Here is a 17,916-nt window from a genome sequence, read left to right on the forward strand (position 1 = left end):
CCGGCTTCAGGGGCACCGTCCCGCGCCCCTGAAGCCGCCATTAGATCAGGGGCGCGACGCTGCCACGCGGATCACGCCTACGCCCTTGACCGTCTCGATCTTCGTGCCGAACGGCGCGGACAGGCGCTGTAGCCGTTCCAGGATGCGCGCGCCCACGGTGGCATCGGCCAGGTGCGGCACGCCCTTGCCCGCGCCCGTCGCATTGACGCCCAGGTCGACGGGATAGAGGCGGATTTCGCTCAACTGGCCATCCTTGTACTGGCTGACCGCGATCACCGTTTCATAGAGGTTGGGATCGCCAAATTCCTTCGCGCCGCGCGCCTGCAGCAGCTCGGGCGCGGTCACGCTGCCCGGCGTGATGCCGAACTGGTCGTACATGTCGGCCGGCAGGTCATCCAGGCTGTTGTTCATCATCGCGAAGTTGCCGAGCGAATAGAAGATCGGCTTGCCCTTGTAGATCTCGATCCCGCGCAGCTGGTGCGGGCCATGGCCGACATAGGCGTCCGCGCCGGCATCGATCGCCTGATGGGCCAGCCCCTGGGCGAAATTGGCGGGCGTCTGGCTGGCATTGCCGGGCTCATGATTATGCAGCGAGAAGACAGCGAAATTGCCATTCTGCTTGGCCTGGCGCACGGCCAGCATGTTGGCGGCGACATCCCTGGCGTTGAGATCATATTCGATCGTCATCGGTGCGGTCGGGGTTGTCGTCGCCCGATATTCGCGGCCCTTCATCTTGACCGGCGCGCCCGCCTTGGTGCCCGCCAGCCGGGCGATCGTCGCCAGATCGGTGTCGGACACCAGACCGACCTCGACGCTGCGGATGGCATTGGCGCCGCCACGGCCGGGCACCTGGCCCAGTGGATCGGAGGCCGGCGTCATCGGCGTGAAGCTGGTGGTGGCCGACACCAGCCCGACGCGGCCATGCGGCCCGTCATAATAGGCCGGCGCACGGGCCGCGGTCATCGAACGGCCGGTGCCGGCATGGACGATATGCGCGCCGTCGAGCAGCGCCAGCGTATCATACAGCCCCTCCACGCCCCAGTCGGTGGCGTGGTTGTTGGCATGGCCAACAATGTCGATGCCCATCTTCGCCACATCGGCCGGGACGGCGGGGTCGGCCAGCATCCAGGTGCCGCCCGACTCCGCCTGGGGGGAGCCCTTGAAGGTCTTGAGGTCGAGTGCGGTCGTCTCGAAATTGCCGAAGGTCACATCCGCGCCACGCAGGATGCGCAGCATGTCGGGCGACTGCTGCTCGATCGTCGCCAGCATTGGACGCAGATAGATGAGGTCGCCCACCGCCGCGAAGCTGAAATCACCGGTGATCGGGCTGGTCGGCACGCGGCTGGTCGACAGCTGGCCACCGCTTTCCTCTTCCTCGGCATGGGCCGCGATCGGCGCGGTCAGCATCAGCGCGGCGCCGGCCAGCGACAGGCTGCGCACCGCGCGGCGGCGAAGAATCTTGGACAGCATCAACGGACTTCCCCTTTGTAACTTTGTGTCGGGGATAGCCGGTCGGGCTGACATGAACCTGTCGCCGGGACAGGCTTTTCTGTTCGCTGGATCTATTCCGCGCGAAACGCGATGGTGACGCACAGCCCCCGACCGGTCCGTCCGTCGGCCAGGCTGATCTGCGCGCCCATCCGGTCGGCCAGAGCGCGGGCGATCGGCAGGCCAAGGCCGGTGCCCGGCGTCGCGCTGTTGCCCGGCAAGCGATAGAAACGGTCCCACACCTTCTCGCGCTGGGCCTCCGGAATGCCCGGACCATCATCGTCGATATCGACCATCGCCTGCCCGTCACGGCGATAGAGGTGGACGGTCACCGTGCCGCCCGGCCGGTTGTATCGGATCGCATTGTCGAGCAGATTGCCGATCAGTTCCGCCGCCAGCCCCGGCTGGCCGACCGCCATGGCCGGACCGACCATCGCCTTGTCATAGCCGATCTCGATATCGGCCGGCGCCTGGGCGGCGCGATCGGCAATCACGTCCGCGGCGACTTCGGACAGGTCGAACGGTCCCATGCGCATGTCGCCATCCTCCTCGCTGCGGGCGAGCGCGATCAGCTGGCGCAGCAATTGTTCGAGGCTGTCGATGGCGTGGGGAATATCCTGCAACGCCGCCTTGCCCTGGGGCGAGGCCGCGCCATAGCGATCGAGCACGTCGAGATGGACCCGCGCCACGGCGAGCGGCGTGCGCATCTGGTGCGAGGCGTTGGAGGTGAACTGTCGCAGCGAATTGGTTGCCCGCTCCAGCCGCGCCATCAGCCCGTTGAAGGCCGCGACGAACGGCTTGATCTCGACCGGCGTGGCGTCCGCCATTTCCATGCGGAAAGCCGGCGACGCCTCGCGCCGGGCGGCCTCCACCTGCCCCGTCAGGTCCGACAGCGGCCGCAGTCCCCAGCGGATCGCCCACCAGAAGAGCAGCCCGGTGACCAGCAGCACCGCGACGCCGACCAGCAGCACCTGGCGCAGGAACAGCCGTTCATAGGCGGACCGATCATCCAGATAGTCGGCAATCTGGATCGCGATCAGCCTGTCATCGCCATAGGCGCGGCGCATCTCGGTCGCGATCCGCACCGGCTTGCCGTGCAGCGTGCCGCTGCGCAGATAGGCCGCCTGGGTGACATAATGGGCGTCCGCCGGATCGAGATAGCCGCGCACCAGCGGCGTCTTGCGATAGGCATTCTTGAAGGTCGCGGGCGGATGGCGATCGGTCACGCCGTCCCAGTCCGCGCGATAATCGGCGGGCGGTTTCAGGCTGGGATCGCCGGCGACCAGCCTGTCGCCACGATAGACGCTGTAATGCATGACCGGGCGGGCGCGGCGCTGGAGCAGGTGGATGACCAGCGGCACCAGCCGCTTCTGGTCGGCCGGCGGGCTGTTATAGGCAAGGCTGAGCGTGCGGACCGACCCCACCAGCACCCGATCGACCGTGTCCGCCTCGGTATTGTGATTGACCAGTGCGGTGATGACGGAAAAGACCAGCACCAGCGCCGTCAGCGGCATCATCACCGCGCCCGTCAGGCGCAGCCGCAGCGAGGAAGACAATCTGCGCATGTGTGTGGCGGTCGATCAGTCCGGCGCTCAGGCCGCTTCGATCATATAGCCCAGACCGCGGATCGTGCGGATCGACGGGCCTGACGGCTGCAACTTGCGGCGCAGGCGGCCGACATAGACCTCCAGCGCATTGGGCGTGACGGCATCGTCGAAGTTGAACACTTCGGCCGACAGCCTTTCCTTGGCCACCACCTTGCCCGGCCGGCCCATCAGCGTTTCGAGCACCGCCAGTTCGCGTCGGCGCAGGTCGATCATGCTGCCTTCCAGATAGACGGTGCGGCTGGACCGGTCGAAGGTCAGCGTGCCGATGCGCAGCACCGGATCGAGCGTGCCCTGGCTGCGCCGCACCAGCGCGCGGACCCGCGATTCCAGTTCGCGCGGATCGAACGGCTTGGCCATATAATCGTCGGCGCCGCGATCCAGACCATTGATCCGGTCGTCGATCATGTCGCGTGCGGTCAGGATGATGATCGGCGTCCGCGCGCCGCGCGCGCGCAGCCGGCTCAGCACTTCCAGGCCGTCCAGATCGGGCAGGCCCAGGTCCAGGATGATCGCGCTATAGGGTTCCTGATCGGCCAGCCGCAGCGCATCCTCGCCGCTGGTCAATATGTCGACGGCAAAGCCCGCGCCTTCCAGCGAGGCCATGATCCCCCGCGCCAGACGCTCATCATCTTCCACCAGCAACAAACGCATTACAGCACTCCTACCGATCCCGGCAGGCACCCTCGATCGACATTAAATTGCGATACGCATCCGCAGCAGGAATGCAAATACCAAATAAAAAGCCCTTATCTTGCCGTTGATTGCAAGATCGGCCGCCTCACCCCTCTCTGTGTCAGGTTCGTGACAGCGACTCCGGTTAGGACTCGCCAGGAAAGACGGACGACGACGGATTTTCCGCCGTACGCGCCGCCGGAAAAAAACAGATCGCAGCGCGACAAGAGCGCTTCGGGCGCACAAGGGGAACATTGATATGACGACCGTTCGGTCCTCGCTCGCGGGGGCGCTCATCTGCATGGCTGCGGCACTGCCCGCTGCCGCCATGGCGCAATCGGCCAGCCCGGCCCCGGCTGATGCCGCGTCGCTCGCCCGTCTCGACGCGCTGTTTGCGCGCTGGAACAGCAAGACCGCCCCCGGCTGCGCCGTCGCCGTCTCGCGCAATGGCCAGGCGATCGCCACCCGCGCCTATGGCATGGCCAGCCTGGAACTGGGCGTCCCCCTCACCCCGGACAGCATCTTCGAGGCCGGATCGGACTCCAAGCAGTTCACCGCCGCCGCGACCCTGATGCTGGCCCATGCCGGCAAGCTGTCGCTGGACGATGACATCCGCAAGGTCGTGCCGGAAATGCCCGATTACGGCACCCCGGTCACGATCCGCCACCTGCTGCACCACACCAGCGGCCTGCGCGACTGGGGTTCGGTCGCCGCGATCGAGGGCTGGCCGCGCAACAGCCGCACCGCCGACAATCAGGACATGCTGAACATCGTCGCGCGCCAGAAGGAACTGAACTTCGCGCCCGGCAGCCATTATCTCTACAGCAACAGCAATTATAACCTGCTCGCCATCATCGTCGCGCGGGTCAGCGGCCAGTCGCTCGCCGACTTCACCCAGGATCATATCTTCAAGCCGCTGGGCATGACCCACACCCGCTGGCGCGACGACCATGGCGATGTCGTGCCGGGCCGCACCGGCGCCTATGAATTCGACGATGGCGTCTATCGCAACGACCAGGTGATCGAGGACGCCTATGGCAATGGCGGCCTGCTGACCACGGTCGGCGACCTGGTGAAGTGGCAGGCGGCGCTCGACGCCGACACGTTCGGCGCCGGCTTCACCGCCGAAATGCAGACGCCGACCAAGCTGAATGACGGCACGCCGATCGCCTATGCACTGGCGCTCGTGAATCTCGACCATCATGGCCAGCAGGAAGTCAGCCACAGCGGTTCGACCGGCGGCTATCGCGCCTGGATGGCCCGCTATCCGCAGCAGAAGCTCGCCGTGTCGCTGCTCTGCAATAGCGGCAATGCCGATACGCCGGTGCTGGGCCGCGATGTCGCCGACATCTTCCTGCCCGCCTACAAGGCCAAGGTCTATACCCCCAAGGGACCACTGCCCTCGGGCACCTATGCCGACGGCATGACCGGCTTCCCGGTCCGCTTCGACAGCGACGACAAGGGCAATCTGCGCGCAGACGGCCGGGTGCTGACCCCGGTGGGTCCGGGCCGCTGGGCGCAGCGCGAGGATATCTTCGCCTTCGGCAAGACCGGCCTGACGCTGGAACATCGCGAGGGCGAGAAGATCGCCTATCGCAAGGTCGATGCCGTCACCGCCTTCGACGCCAAGCCCTATGTCGGCCGTTTCTGCGGCGTCGACACCTTCGCCTGCCTCAGCTTCAAGCAGCAGGGCAACACGCTGACCTATAGCGGCCCGCGCTGGTACAACACGCCGCTCAGCCCCGCCTATGCCGACGTCTTCACCGGCGAGGCCGCGCCGGGCGCCGGCCGCATCACCGTCAAGTTCGAACGCGACGCATCGGGCGCGGTCACCGCGCTGCGCTTTGGCGAAGGGCGTGCCTACGACGTCGCCTTCCGCCGCGTCGCCGACTGATTTTCAGCCATCACACAAGAGCCGCTCGGGTCGCGGCCACAACAAAGCAAGAGCAAAAGGGGACTATTGGAAATGCGTATTGAAGACACTGGATTTCGCCGCCTGCTGATGGCGGGCAGCGCCGGGGCCGCCCTGGTCCTGTCGCTCGCCACGGCGCAGGTCGCCATGGCACAGGACAGCACGCCCGCCGCCGACGATGACGCCGGTTCGATCGTCGTCACTGGTTCGCGCATCGACCGCAAGGGCTTCGACGCGCCCACCCCGACCACCGTCGTGGGCGAGAGCGAACTGCGCCAGGGCGCCCGCCCCAGCATCGCGCAGGTGCTCAACGACCTGCCGCAGTTCCGCGCGACCCAGTCGCCGGCCAGCACCGTCGCCAACACCAACTCCTCCTCGTCGGCGATGGACCTTCGCGGCCTGGGCGTCACCCGCACCCTGACCCTGCTCAACAACCGCCGCTTCACCGGCTCGTCGGACCTCAACACCGTGCCGCAGGGCCTGGTGAAGCGGGTCGAGATCGTCACCGGCGGCGCCAGCGCAGCCTGGGGCTCGGGCGCGATCGGCGGCGTCGTCAACATCATGCTCGACGATGATCTGGAAGGCCTGACCATCGGCGCGCAGAACGGCGTGTCGTCGCGCGGCGATGGCTATCGCTACAGCTTCGACGGCACCTTCGGCACCCACTTCGCCGACGGTCGCGGCCACTTCATGATCGGCGCCGAATATCAGAATGACGAGGGCATTCTGGACCGCAATTCGCGCAAGAATGTCGGCAGCGCCAACCTCTTCTCGCCCACCACCGGCGACCATGACTATATCCTGGTGCGCGACGTCAACAGCTCGACCACCAGCCTCGGCGGCCTGATCACCTCGGGCACGCTCAAGGGCCAGACCTTCAATTCGGACGGCACGCTGCGCGCCTTCCAATATGGCAGCCAGATCAGCGGTTCGACCATGGTCGGCGGCGAAGGCGTGGCCACCAACGACGAATATGCGCTGACCAACCCCTATCAGCGCGTCAACAGCTATGCCCGCGCCAGCTTTGAAGTGGGCGACGCCACCTTCTGGGCGGACGGCAGCTACAGCCGCATCTGGGCCAAATATCCCTTCTATGCGGAAAATGGCACCTACACCCTGTCGGCCAGCAATCCCTATCTGTCGCAGTCGATCCGCGATCAGCTCGCCGCCGCCGGCGAGACCAGCATCAAGGTTGGCCGCTTCTTCGAGGATTATGGCTATCGCACCTTCGGCTATTATCGCCAGAATGTGGAAGGCGCGATCGGCGTCGATGGCAGCTTCGCGGACGGCAAATGGCGCTATTCGGCCTATTACAGCCATGGCGAAAACCGCAACATGCAGAGCTATGACAACCAGATCACCGGCGCGAACCTGACCGCCGCGCTGGATGCCGTGACCGACAGCAGCGGCAATATCGTCTGCCGCACCGCGCTCACCGATCCGACGACCGCCTGCCGCCCGCTCAACATCCTGGGCGAAGGCGCCGCCAGCCAGGACGCGATCGACTATGTGTTCGGCAATGTCGCCCGCGTCGTCTACACCTCCAAGCTCGACAGCGCCGGTGCCAGCCTGCGCGGCGATCCCTTCTCCACCTGGGCCGGCCCGGTTTCGGTCGCCTTCGGTGCGGAAGCTCGCTGGGAAGAGCAGGTCACCAACAGCCTCGACGCCACCTCGGCCGCCAAGGGCTTCAGCCGCTTCAACTTCTCGCCGCTCGACGGCGGGTTCAACGTCCAGGAAGCGTTCGGCGAAGTCGCCATCCCGCTGCTCGACCAGCCGTTCAGCAAGCTCGATGTCAACGGCGCGGCCCGCTACAGCCGTTACAGCACCAGCGGTGGCATCTGGTCGTGGAAGCTGGGTGTGACCGATCGCATCTTCGACAATCTGCTGCTGCGCGTGTCGCGGTCGCGTGACATCCGCTCGGGTAGCCTGGCGGAACTCTACACCACCACCACGACCAGCTTCACCACGGTCGCGGAAAATGGCAGCACCTACTCGATCACCCGCTATGGCGGCGGCAATGCGAACCTGAAGCCGGAAATCGGCAGCACGCTGACCGCCGGCGCGGTGTTCACGCCGACCTTCCTGCCGGGCTTCAACCTGTCGGTCGACTATTACAACATCAAGCTCAAGGACGCGATTACCTCGCTGGGCGCACAGGACGTCATCAGCGGTTGCGCCAACGGCAATACCGACCTGTGCAGCCAGATCGTGCGTGACACTGCCGGTGCCCCCACCACCATCTACACCACCTATATCAACCTGGCCGAATACAAGACCGCCGGCGTGGATATCGAGGCCAGCTACACCCTGCCGCTAAGCAAGGTGAGCGGCGGCTTGGGCGGCACGATGCGCTTCCGGGGCCTCGCCACCTATGTCGACAAGGTGCTGATCAACGACGGCATGACCAGCGTCGACCGCGCCGGTGACGTGGGCGACAATGTCAGCTTCGGCACGCCGCACTGGCGCGCCACCGGGTCGATCAACTACAGCAGCCAGGACGTCTCGGTCGACGCCCGCGTCCGCTATGTCGGCGGCGGCAAGTTCAACCATGCGCTGGACATCGCCAACAACGACATCGCCGCCCGTGTCTATGTCGACCTCGGCGCCCAGGTGAATGTCGACAAGTTCACCCTGTTCGCCAACGTCAACAATCTGTTCGACCGCGATCCGCCGCTGACCACCTATGGCGCGATCCATTATGACACGATCGGCCGTTACATGACCGTCGGTGCCAAGGTTCGCTTCTGATCCCTGGCTGATCGATGTGCGCGGGCAACCCCTTGCCCTCTGCCCGCGCACATTGAAAATCCGCCTTCGAACGACCGGCACGCACGCGGCGGGCTTTCATGCGCCGCCCCGCTGGGCTAGCACGCGCTATCCATCCGGTGCAGGATCATGGACGTTCGATGCTCACGGTTCGACAGATAGAAATTTTCCGCGCCGTCATGATTACCAAGACGGTCAGCGGCGCCGCGCGGATGCTCGGCACGTCCCAGCCCGGCCTCAGCCGGATGCTCGGCCATATGGAAGACCGGCTGCAGTTCCGCCTGTTCGACCGCACCCGCGGCCGACTGGTGCCGACCCAGGAAGCCGGCGTGCTGTTCGAGGAGATCGAGCGCATCTACAAGGGCTTCGACGATCTCGCCCATGTCATCCGCCGGCTGGCCAAGGGGGAGGACAAGACCTTTCGCGTCGGCGCATCGCCCTCGCTCGGCCATTCGATCCTGCCCCAGATGCTGGCCCGCCTCAGCGCCAATTATCCCGGCCTCACCATCCAGTTCGACATTCTCTCGGTCGAGCAGGCGATCGATTATCTCGCGCTCCAGCGCGGCGAATATGCGCTGACCGTCTTTCCAATCGATCATCCCAATATCCTGTCCAGCCGGATCGGCGCCGGGCGCATGGTCTGCGCCGTGCCCAGCCATCATCCGCTGGCGGACCGCGACCGGATCGGCGTGGCGGACCTTGCCGGCGCGCAACTGCAATCCTTCCGCCCCGACACCCCCCATGGCCGGATCATCGCCGACATGTTCGCCCGCGCCGGGCAGGAGCCGGACGTTTCCACCTATATACGCTTCGCCGAAACCGCAGTCGCCTTCGTCGCCAACGGCATGGGCGTGGCGCTGGTCGACAGCTTCACCGCGATGCAGCCGCATGCCGACACCGTCCGCTTCCTGGAATTTGAAGACCCCGGCGTGCTTCCGGTCTATATCAACCGCAATATGGAATCGCCGCGCGCCATCATCGGCGAAACCTTCGAGGAGATTGCCCGCAGTGCGATGCTCGCCCTGCCGCGCCCGCCAAAGCCATAACATAGCGATATAGCGAAGCGCATCTGGAGCGGTGGAAATTACCTATTGAATGGATGAGGCATAGCCATCCGCAGAATAGAAGCCGACAGGCCACCGGACAAGCAAGGCAAGGGCGCAGGGCGCCGCGAGAGGATGAAAGGCATTATTCGAGATGGCCAGCTATTCCGCCACCGGCAGCGTGTCCGTGCGGCCCTATGTGACCGTTGACGGCCAGGCTGCGCCCGTCGCGTCGGACAGCCTATGGACCGCGCGCCAGATACTGGTCGTCGCCATCTGCTTCATCCTCAACATGCTCGACGGCATGGACGTGCTGATCCTGTCCTATATCGCCCCCGCCCTGTCGACCGACTGGCAGGTGACGCCCGAACGGCTGGGCGTGGTGTTCAGCGCCGGGCTGGCCGGCATGGCCGCCGGCGGCCTGCTGATCGCGCCGATGGCCGACAGGTTCGGCCGCAGCAAGCTGATCCTCGCCTCGCTGGTGATGATGGCCGGCGCCATGTTCGGCTCGGCCATGGCCGCCAATATCGGCGAACTGATCGTCAGCCGCTTCATCGTCGGCATCGGCATCGGCACGGTGCTGGCCAGCATGGCGGCGCTGACCGCCGAATATGCCCCGCCCCGGCACCGCACCTTCGCGGTCGGTTTCCTCCAGGCCGGCTATCCGGTCGGCGCCACCATCACCGGCTTCGTCGTCGCCAACCTGCTGCCCATCTATGGCTGGCAGGCGATGCTGCTGGGCGCGGCGATCCTCTGCACCCTGTCCCTGCCCTTCGTCTGGCTGCTGCTGCCCGAAAGCATCGACTTCCTGCTGACCCGCCAGCCCAAGGACGCGCTGGAAAAGGCCAACCGCCTGCTCCGCTCGATGGGCCAGCCAGCGGTCGATACGCTGCCCGCCAGGAAGGTGCATGAAGCCAACAAGGCCGGCGTGCGCGGCCTGCTGACCGATGGCCGCGCGACCGGCACCATCCTGCTGTGGATGGCCACCATCTCGGGCTTCATGACACTCTATTTCGTCATCAGCTGGATTCCCAAGCTGGCGGTCGAAGCTGGCCTGCCGGCCAAGGACGCCATCTATGCCGGCGCCATCTACAATATCGGCGCCTTTGTCGGCGTGACCCTGATCGGCATCGCCGGCACCCATTTCGACCTGCGCCGCCTGATCCTGGGCTATATGTCGGCCGCAGCCGTCACGCTGGTCCTGTTCGGATCGGTCGCCATGCCACTGGTCGCGACGCTCGCCACCGCCTTCCTGATCGGCGTCTTCGTCCAGGGCGGCTTCAACGGCTGCTACCCGCTCGCCGCCAGCCTCTATCCGCCCGAAGCACGCGGCACCGGCATCGGCTGGGCCATGGGCGTCGGCCGGATCGGTGCGGTGATCGGGCCGATGCTGGGCGGCTTCCTGCTCGCGGCGAAAGTCTCACTGCCTGTCATCTTCGGTGTCTTCGCGGTGCCGGCCGTCATCGCGGGCATCTGCGCCGCGATGATCCGCCTGCCCAAGGCCGACTGACCGCCCCTCTTCCAAGGATAATGCCATGTTCCAGTCCCCCGCGCCCGTCGCGGATCGCCCCCGCGCGTCCATTCTCTGCGGCCTGATCGGCCAGGGGATCGCCGGATCGCGCAGCCCGCACATGCACGAGACGGAGGCAAAGGCGCTCGGCCTAACCCTCGTCTACCGCATCCTTGATGCCGATCGGATGGGCTATGGCGCGGACGACCTGCCCCGCCTGCTGCCGATGCTGGGGGCGATGGGCTTTGACGGGATCAACGTCACCCATCCCTTCAAGCAGGCGGTCATCCCCTTGCTCGACAGCCTGTCCGACGCGGCGCGGGCATTGGGCGCGGTCAACACCATATTGTTCCGCAACGGCCAGGCCCATGGCGACAATACGGACTGGTCGGGCTATCGCGCCCATTTCCTCGCCGGCCTTGCCGATCGCCCGCGCGGCCGGATCGCGATGATCGGGGCTGGCGGCGCGGCGGCAGCGGTCGGCTACGCCCATCTCGACCTTGGCGCGACGCATCTTGCCATCGTCGATCCGGCACAGGACCGAGCGGCGGCGCTGGCCGATCGGCTTGGCGCGCTCTTCCCGGCGGCGCGGGTGCAGGCCATGGCCCATGCGGCCGATGCCATCGAGGACGCCGATGGCGTGGTCCAGACCTCCCCGATCGGCATGCTCAGCCATCCCGGCCTGCCCTTCGATCCCGATCTGCTGACGCCCGATCAATGGGTGTCGGACATCATCTATTTCCCGCTGCACACCCCGTTGCTGGTGGCGGCGCAGGCGAAGGGCTGCGCCATATTGACCGGCGGCGGCATGGCGGTGATGCAGGCGGCCCATGCCTTCGCCCTGTTCACAGGGGTCGCGCCGGACAGCGACCGCATGCTGGCGGACTTCGCCCGCGCGACCGATGCGGCTGTCGCGCCATGATCGCCGACAGCCCGCCCGCCATCGTCCTGCCCGTCCAGGTCGCCGAAGCGGTGAAGCCCGCCCCGCAATTGCAGGGGCCGCCCGCCGGACCACAGACGCCCCCGCCACCGCCGCCGGCCGCGCCCCAGGCCGGCTGGCGCACGCGGCTGAAGGACAGCGGCATCAACCTCACCTTCTCCTATGTCTCCGAAAGCGCCGCCTCGATCAGCGGCGGCCGCGATCAGGGCGCGGCCTATACCCAGCAATTGCTGGCATCGGCGGTCGTCGACACCGGCAAGGCGTTCGGCCTTTCAGGCGGGAAGATCATCGCGACGATCATCCATCGCAAGGGACAGGATCTGACCGCCACCCGCATCGGCAATCTGTTCGAGGTGCAGGAACTGTTCGGCGGCGGGCAGGATCTGCGCCCGGCGGAACTGAGCTATGAGCAGCAGTTGAACGGCGGCCGGACCGCGCTCAAGATCGGCCTCTATCATACGGGCGACGATTTCGCGACCTTGCCCTCGGGCTGCCAGTTCCAGAATTTCGCCTTCTGCCCTCGCCCGACCACGCTTTTCTACAATAGCGGCTTTTCCGGCTTCCCGATCCCGCGCTGGGGTATCCGCGCCCGGCAGGACATCGGCCATGGGCTGAGCATCAGCGTCGCCGCCTTCGAAGTGAACAGCATCCGCGCCCAGACCGGCAATGGCTGGCAACTGGCGCCGCGTTTCGACAGTGTCGTCCTGCCGGTCGAACTGGGCTGGAAATCGGGCCAGGGCGAGGGACAGTTGCCCGGCCTGGTCCGGCTCGGCGGCCTCATCGACACGACCGACAAGCCCGATGTCTATGCCGACGCCAATGGCGATTCCTACGCCTTGTCCGGCCTCGCCCCGGCCACCCGGCGCGAACGGTGGAGCGCCTGGGCGATGGCGGAGAAGATGATCGTCCGCTTCGGCCCCGGCGAACGCGGCCTGTCGCTGTTCGGCACCATGACCCTGTCCGACCGGGCGACCGCACGCGTGCCCCTGTTCCTGAGCGGCGGCTTCGTCGCGCGCGGCCTGTGGGATAGTCGGCCCAGAGACAATTTCGGCCTCGGCCTCGTCTATGCCAGGGTCAATCCGCGCATAGACGATCGGCAGCGCGACCAGCAGATGCTGGGACAGGATGTCGATCCGCAGCGCTGGGAAGCAAGCGGTGAAATCTTCTATGGCTGGCAGGCGACCCGTGCATTGCTGCTGCGCCCCAACCTCCAATATATCCACCGCGTCGGGGCGACGAGCCGCTATCCCGATGCGGTGGTGGCCGGCATGACGATCAAGCTGATCCTCTGACCCCGCTCAATCGACCGGATTCTCGTCGCGGAACCGGTTCTGTGCGGCCAGCCGGACGCCGGCATTGGGTGCGCCATAGCCCGTATAGCCACTATCGCGCTGGACGAACTCGAAGAAGAACAGCTTGTCGAAGGCGCGGCTGTAGAGCTGCCAGAAGCCGTGACCATCAGCATCCTCGTCATAGAGGATGCCCAGCGCCTGCATCCGCGCCACCAGCGCATCGTCAAAGCCGAAGCGGGCGGCGATGTCGGCATAATAATTGGCCGGGATGGTCAGCACCGCCGCGCCCTCATCGCGCAGTGCCTGCGCGGTCGCGAAGATATCGTCGGTCGCCAGCGCCACATGCTGATAGCCGCCGCCAATCCCCTGGTCTAGGAAGCGGGACGACAGCGTCTCGCGCGCGTCCGACGCATTGAGTGTCACGCGGAACGCGCCGTCGGGCGCCTGCAAGGCCTGGCTATGCACCAGTCCCGACGGATCGATCACATCCTGCGCCGCCTTGGCCTCCAGCCCGAACAGGGCACGCCAGTAAAGCTGCCAGGACAGGAATTCGTCATTATGAACGACGGCAGCGAGATGGTCGAAGCCATGGGCATGGACCGGCGCATCGGGCTCGGCCTCGATCGCCTGGAACTCGCGCGCCCACAGCCCTTCGACCTCATTATCGTCGATCAGATAGACCAGGCTGCCGCCGACCCCGCGCAGCGCCGGCATCGCCATCCGGCCGGGGCGGCCTTCCGCGCTATAGGCCTTGATCCCCAGCGCCGCCGCGCGCGCCTGCACCGCCGCCTTGTCCCTCACCCGCACGCCGATCGCGCAGATGGACGATCCATGCGCCGCACGATAGGCGCTGGCAAAGCCCTTGGGCTCGGCATTGACGACCAGGTTGACGCCGTCCTGACGCCATCGTGTCACCTTCTTCTGACGATGCTCGCCGGCAAGGCTGAAGCCCAGCGTCGCCAGCGTGCGGCCCAGCCGCGCGGAATCGGAGCTGGCGGCGGTGAATTCCACGAACTCGGCGCCCAGCACCGGCTCCGGCGCGGGCATGGTCGACGGGCGTCCCAACTGCCGCAGCGCCGCGTCGCGCACATAGTCGAGCGAACGATGCCCGTCCTCCGCCACCAGCGTCGCCGCATTGGAGCGGAACCGGTCGTTGAAGATTTCCAGCGACAACGGCCCGTCATAGCCAGTGGCCAATATCTCCGCGACGAAGCCGGCGACATCCAGCCCGCCCTGCCCCGGCAGGTTGCGGAAATGGCGGCTCCAATAGAGCAGGTCCATGTCGAGCAGCGGCGCATCGGCCAGCTGGACGAAGACGATCTTGTCGCCGCGTATCGCCCGGATGCTGTCGCTCGGAATCTTGCGCGACAGCGAATGGAAGCTGTCGAGGATGATGCCGATATGGGGATGGTCGACCTGCTCTACGATCGACCAGACATCGCGATGATCGAACACATGCCGGCCCCAGGCCAGCGCCTCATAGCCCACCAATATGCCGCGCCTGGCGGCCCGCTCGCCCAGGTCCCGGAAATCGTCGACGATCCGTTCCCGCTCCCCCAGCGAGGCGGGCGAGCAGTTGGAACAGACCAGGATGCGATCGGTGCCCAGTTCGCCCATCAGATCGAACTTTCGCTCGGCCCGGTCGAAGGCGCGCTGGCGCAGCGCGCCCGGCATCCCCTCGAAATCGCGGAAGGGCTGGTAGAGCATGCAGGCCAGGCCCAGATCGTCCAGCATGCGCCGCACGTCCCGCGGCGCCAGTTCCGACCCGATCAGGTCATTCTCGAATATCTCGACCCCGGCGAAGCCGGCCGCGGCAGCGGCGCGCAATTTCTCTTCGAGCGTGCCGCGCAGCGAGACGGTGGCGATGGCGTTGGACATGGGGGATCTCCTTGAAGCCCCCTTATCCCACAGCCCGGCACCGCCATTTAACCGCTCAAGACCGACTATCCCATAGCATGGAGTTATAGGATGGCCGCCCGGATCAGGACGGGATCAGTCCCTTGCCCGCCAGCCGGCCGCGCTCGGCCGCGACCTGCGCCGCGGTCTGCTTGCCGCCGGCGCGCACCTTGGCGACCTCCGCCGCGGTGAAGGGCGCGGCGGGCTTTGCCGCCTTCTTGAGCGACACCGCATGGTTCAGCACATCGGCAATATCCTGGTCGGACATGGTGCCCATGCCCGGCATCAGGCCGGTGATCTTCCTGTCGTCCACGGTGATCGGGCCATAGATGCCATAGAGCAGCACCATGGCGAGATAGCGCCGCCCCTCCGGACTGGTCGCGATCTGTGCCACCCGACCATTGAGGCGTGGAAACTGGCCCGGCAGGCCCGCGCCCGAGGGCTGATGGCACATGGAGCAGCGATTGGCGAAGGTCTGTGGACCAGTCGCCTGCGCCGCCCCCGGCAAACCTACCGCCGCAACCGCCAGCAGAGAGAATATGACGCGCTTGATACCCTGAATCATCGCCTGAAATGTCCCCGCACATATGGACGTTTGCCGCGGAAGCCGCTCCCGCCAGGGTGCCGCACCGGATTTCACGCCTCTTCCCAAGATTATGTGGATGCGCGAATACTGGACAGTCTTCAAATATTCGTCAAGCCCGCAGTTGCGAGCGATGCGCAAAGGGTGGCGAACCGCGCCGCGCCGTGGTAGGAGGACCGTCAAGGCAGATGTGATATGATACTCGCTCCCTCACGGCCCGGCATCTATGCCCGCGGGTCCGAAACGGTGGACCAGATCCTCAAGGCGGCGCTGGACGTGCTGATCGACGAGGGTGCCGATGCCTTCACGCTGCGCCGCATCGCCGCGCGCTGCGACATGAAGGTCGGCAATGTCAGCTATCATTTCCCGCGCAAGGAAATGCTGATCCAGGTGATGCTGGACGAGATGCTGGAATCCTATGACAAGCTGCTGGAGGAGATGGTGCGCAAGCCCGGCCTGACCGCCGAGGAACGGCTCAAGCTGGTCATCATCCTGTGCCTGGAGGATATCCAGACCAAGCGCACCACCCATTTGTTCACCGAACTCTGGGCGCTCGCCAACCAGAGCGAGTTCGTCGCCGACCGGGTGCGCCTGTTCTACAGCAAGGTGCATGAGGTGATCGGCGAATATGTGGCGCAGATCAATCCCGCCCTGTCCCCGGACGAGGTGCATAGCGTCGCCCTGTTCATCAGCGCGTCGATGGAAGGATCGACGCCGTTCCTGGGGCATCAGAAGCCCTGGGCGGCCAAGATGCCGGTCTTTACCGCGCTCGCCGCAATGTCGTTCGTGCATCTTGCCAAGACGGTGACTTCGCGCGATCTTGCAGGGCTGATGACAGAAGCGGCCTGACGCCGCCCCAAGGGGGAGAGATGGTCTGAACGGCAGGGGCGCCACCGGCGCTCGTTCATGCTGTGGGGGCCATCATGACGCAAAGCCGTATATTGCCCGGATGGGCGCCGGACCGGACCATCGCCTGCATCGCCGCCGCCGCGCTCGCGCTGCTGCAGCCCGGCATCGATCCCGTCTTCCTGACCCTGCTGACCGCCGCCACCGGGCTTGATCCGTCCGATCATGGCTGGATCGTCGGCGCGACCCAGGGCGGCATGGCGCTCGGCGCGATCCTGGTCTGGCGCGGCGCGCACCTGCCTGCCGGCGCGCCTGCTCTTGCTGCGCTGATCGCGCTGGCCGCCAGCCTGATCACCCCGGCGCTCGACGAACTGGCAACGCTGGTCGTCGCGCGCGGCCTGTTCGGCGTCGGCATGGGCGTCGCCTATACCCATGCGATGAGCGCCGCCGCCTCGCAGCGCCCGACCGGCGCCTATGCCGCCGTCTTCCTGGTCCAGTTGCTGCTGTCCACCCTGGTCGCGCTGGCACTACCGGCGATCGGCGACAGCGCCGGGCCGGCCGCTGCGCTGCGCCTGCTGGCGCTCGCACCGATCGGCGTGCTGCTGCTCAGCCTGCTGATGCCGGCCGCCGATCCGGCGCAGACGCCCACCGGCGACGCCAATGAACGCGCGCCCACCCCGCCGCGCGCCTGGGCACTGGCCGTTGCCCTGTTCTGCTTCATCGCCGCCACCATGATGATCTGGAGCTTTTCCGGCGCGCTGGCGCTGGCCGCCGGCATCGACGACAGCGTGATCGGCGAGGCGGTGGCGATCGGGTCGGTGATCGGCGCGCTGACTGCGATCGCGCTGATGCGCGAACAGAGCATCGTGCCGCTGCCGATGACCGGCCTGCTGTGCGCCTTCTGCCTGCTCGCCCCGCTCGCCCTCACTCGCCCTGGCGCACCGACCCTGTTCATCCTGGCGATCGGCCTGCTCAATATCGGGTCGACCGCCACCATCATCCGCTTTTCCGGCCTTGCCACGGCAGCGGGTGGCGGCAGCCCGCTGTTCCGCCGCTTCGTCGCCTGCGTCCATAGCCTGGGCATGATCGCCGGGCCGGTGGCGGGATCGCTGCTGTCCGATGGGTTAGGGCAGCAGGGGCTGGTCGATGGCGCGCTGGTCGCGCTCACCGGCGGCTGTTTCGCGCTGCTGGTCGCTGCCGCACCCGACAGGCTGCGCCTGCCCCGGATCGAGGGCGTTCACGAGATTATCGCTTAGCTTTGCTGCGGCGCAAAAATATTTTGCGGGAAGCCTCTCCACCCTCTTGACCAATCCTTGACACTTGTCCAGCCTTCATTCCAGCGGCGAAACGCGGACCAGATG

General features: G+C 66.3%; 13 protein-coding genes. 8 read left to right on the plus strand and 5 right to left on the minus strand.

The window, feature by feature from the left end; translation table 11 throughout:
* Positions 1-45 precede the first annotated feature (45 nt).
* From AC13EK_RS20355 to AC13EK_RS20365, 3 genes are all read right to left on the minus strand, one after another.
* Positions 46-1,470, minus strand: coding sequence for a CapA family protein (locus AC13EK_RS20355; RefSeq protein WP_277788375.1), 1,425 nt, complete (start codon positions 1,468-1,470; stop codon positions 46-48).
* Between the two features lie 92 nt (positions 1,471-1,562).
* Positions 1,563-3,053, minus strand: coding sequence for a sensor histidine kinase (locus tag AC13EK_RS20360; protein WP_483022372.1), 1,491 nt, complete (start codon positions 3,051-3,053; stop codon positions 1,563-1,565).
* Positions 3,054-3,080: 27 nt separating this feature from the next.
* Positions 3,081-3,746, minus strand: a complete 666-nt coding sequence (locus tag AC13EK_RS20365) for a response regulator (protein WP_010338501.1) — start codon at positions 3,744-3,746, stop codon at positions 3,081-3,083.
* Between the two features lie 280 nt (positions 3,747-4,026).
* On the opposite strand from AC13EK_RS20365, the gene AC13EK_RS20370 reads away from it, so the two are divergent.
* From AC13EK_RS20370 to AC13EK_RS20395, 6 genes are all read left to right on the plus strand, one after another.
* A complete protein-coding gene (locus tag AC13EK_RS20370; protein WP_069337354.1) occupies positions 4,027-5,661 on the plus strand; it encodes a serine hydrolase domain-containing protein in 1,635 nt (544 codons plus the stop codon).
* A 72-nt stretch (positions 5,662-5,733) separates the two neighbouring features.
* A complete protein-coding gene (locus tag AC13EK_RS20375; RefSeq protein ID WP_069337355.1) occupies positions 5,734-8,427 on the plus strand; it encodes a TonB-dependent receptor domain-containing protein in 2,694 nt (897 codons plus the stop codon).
* A 158-nt stretch (positions 8,428-8,585) separates the two neighbouring features.
* Positions 8,586-9,491, plus strand: a complete 906-nt coding sequence (locus tag AC13EK_RS20380) for a LysR family transcriptional regulator (protein WP_010338498.1) — start codon at positions 8,586-8,588, stop codon at positions 9,489-9,491.
* 151 nt (positions 9,492-9,642) lie between these two features.
* Positions 9,643-10,998 (plus strand): MFS transporter, encoded by a 1,356-nt coding sequence (locus tag AC13EK_RS20385; RefSeq protein WP_069337356.1) that lies wholly within the window; start codon positions 9,643-9,645, stop codon positions 10,996-10,998.
* 25 nt (positions 10,999-11,023) lie between these two features.
* On the plus strand, positions 11,024-11,920 hold the full coding sequence (locus tag AC13EK_RS20390; protein ID WP_069337357.1) for a shikimate dehydrogenase: 897 nt from the start codon (positions 11,024-11,026) through the stop codon (positions 11,918-11,920).
* Positions 11,917-13,230, plus strand: a complete 1,314-nt coding sequence (locus AC13EK_RS20395; RefSeq protein WP_277788376.1) for a carbohydrate porin — start codon at positions 11,917-11,919, stop codon at positions 13,228-13,230. The genes AC13EK_RS20390 and AC13EK_RS20395 overlap by 4 nt, the downstream gene beginning before the upstream one ends.
* Positions 13,231-13,236: 6 nt before the next feature.
* On the opposite strand, the gene AC13EK_RS20400 is transcribed toward AC13EK_RS20395, so the two are convergent.
* Together AC13EK_RS20400 and AC13EK_RS20405 are read right to left on the minus strand one after the other, a co-directional pair.
* Positions 13,237-15,108, minus strand: a complete 1,872-nt coding sequence (locus tag AC13EK_RS20400) for a bifunctional sugar phosphate isomerase/epimerase/4-hydroxyphenylpyruvate dioxygenase family protein (protein ID WP_069337359.1) — start codon at positions 15,106-15,108, stop codon at positions 13,237-13,239.
* Between the two features lie 103 nt (positions 15,109-15,211).
* Positions 15,212-15,691 (minus strand): c-type cytochrome, encoded by a 480-nt coding sequence (locus AC13EK_RS20405; RefSeq protein WP_048938458.1) that lies wholly within the window; start codon positions 15,689-15,691, stop codon positions 15,212-15,214.
* A gap of 213 nt (positions 15,692-15,904) precedes the next feature.
* Between AC13EK_RS20405 and AC13EK_RS20410 the strand changes: the two genes are divergently transcribed.
* Positions 15,905-16,558 carry a TetR/AcrR family transcriptional regulator gene (locus AC13EK_RS20410; RefSeq protein ID WP_004208329.1) on the plus strand — a complete coding sequence of 218 codons (654 nt, stop codon included), beginning with the start codon at positions 15,905-15,907 and terminating at the stop codon, positions 16,556-16,558.
* Between the two features lie 74 nt (positions 16,559-16,632).
* Entirely contained in the window at positions 16,633-17,811 is a 1,179-nt protein-coding gene (locus tag AC13EK_RS20415) for an MFS transporter (protein ID WP_069337360.1), read from the plus strand.
* Positions 17,812-17,916: the final 105 nt, after the last annotated feature.

The organism is Sphingobium sp. L-44 (genome assembly GCF_056859495.1).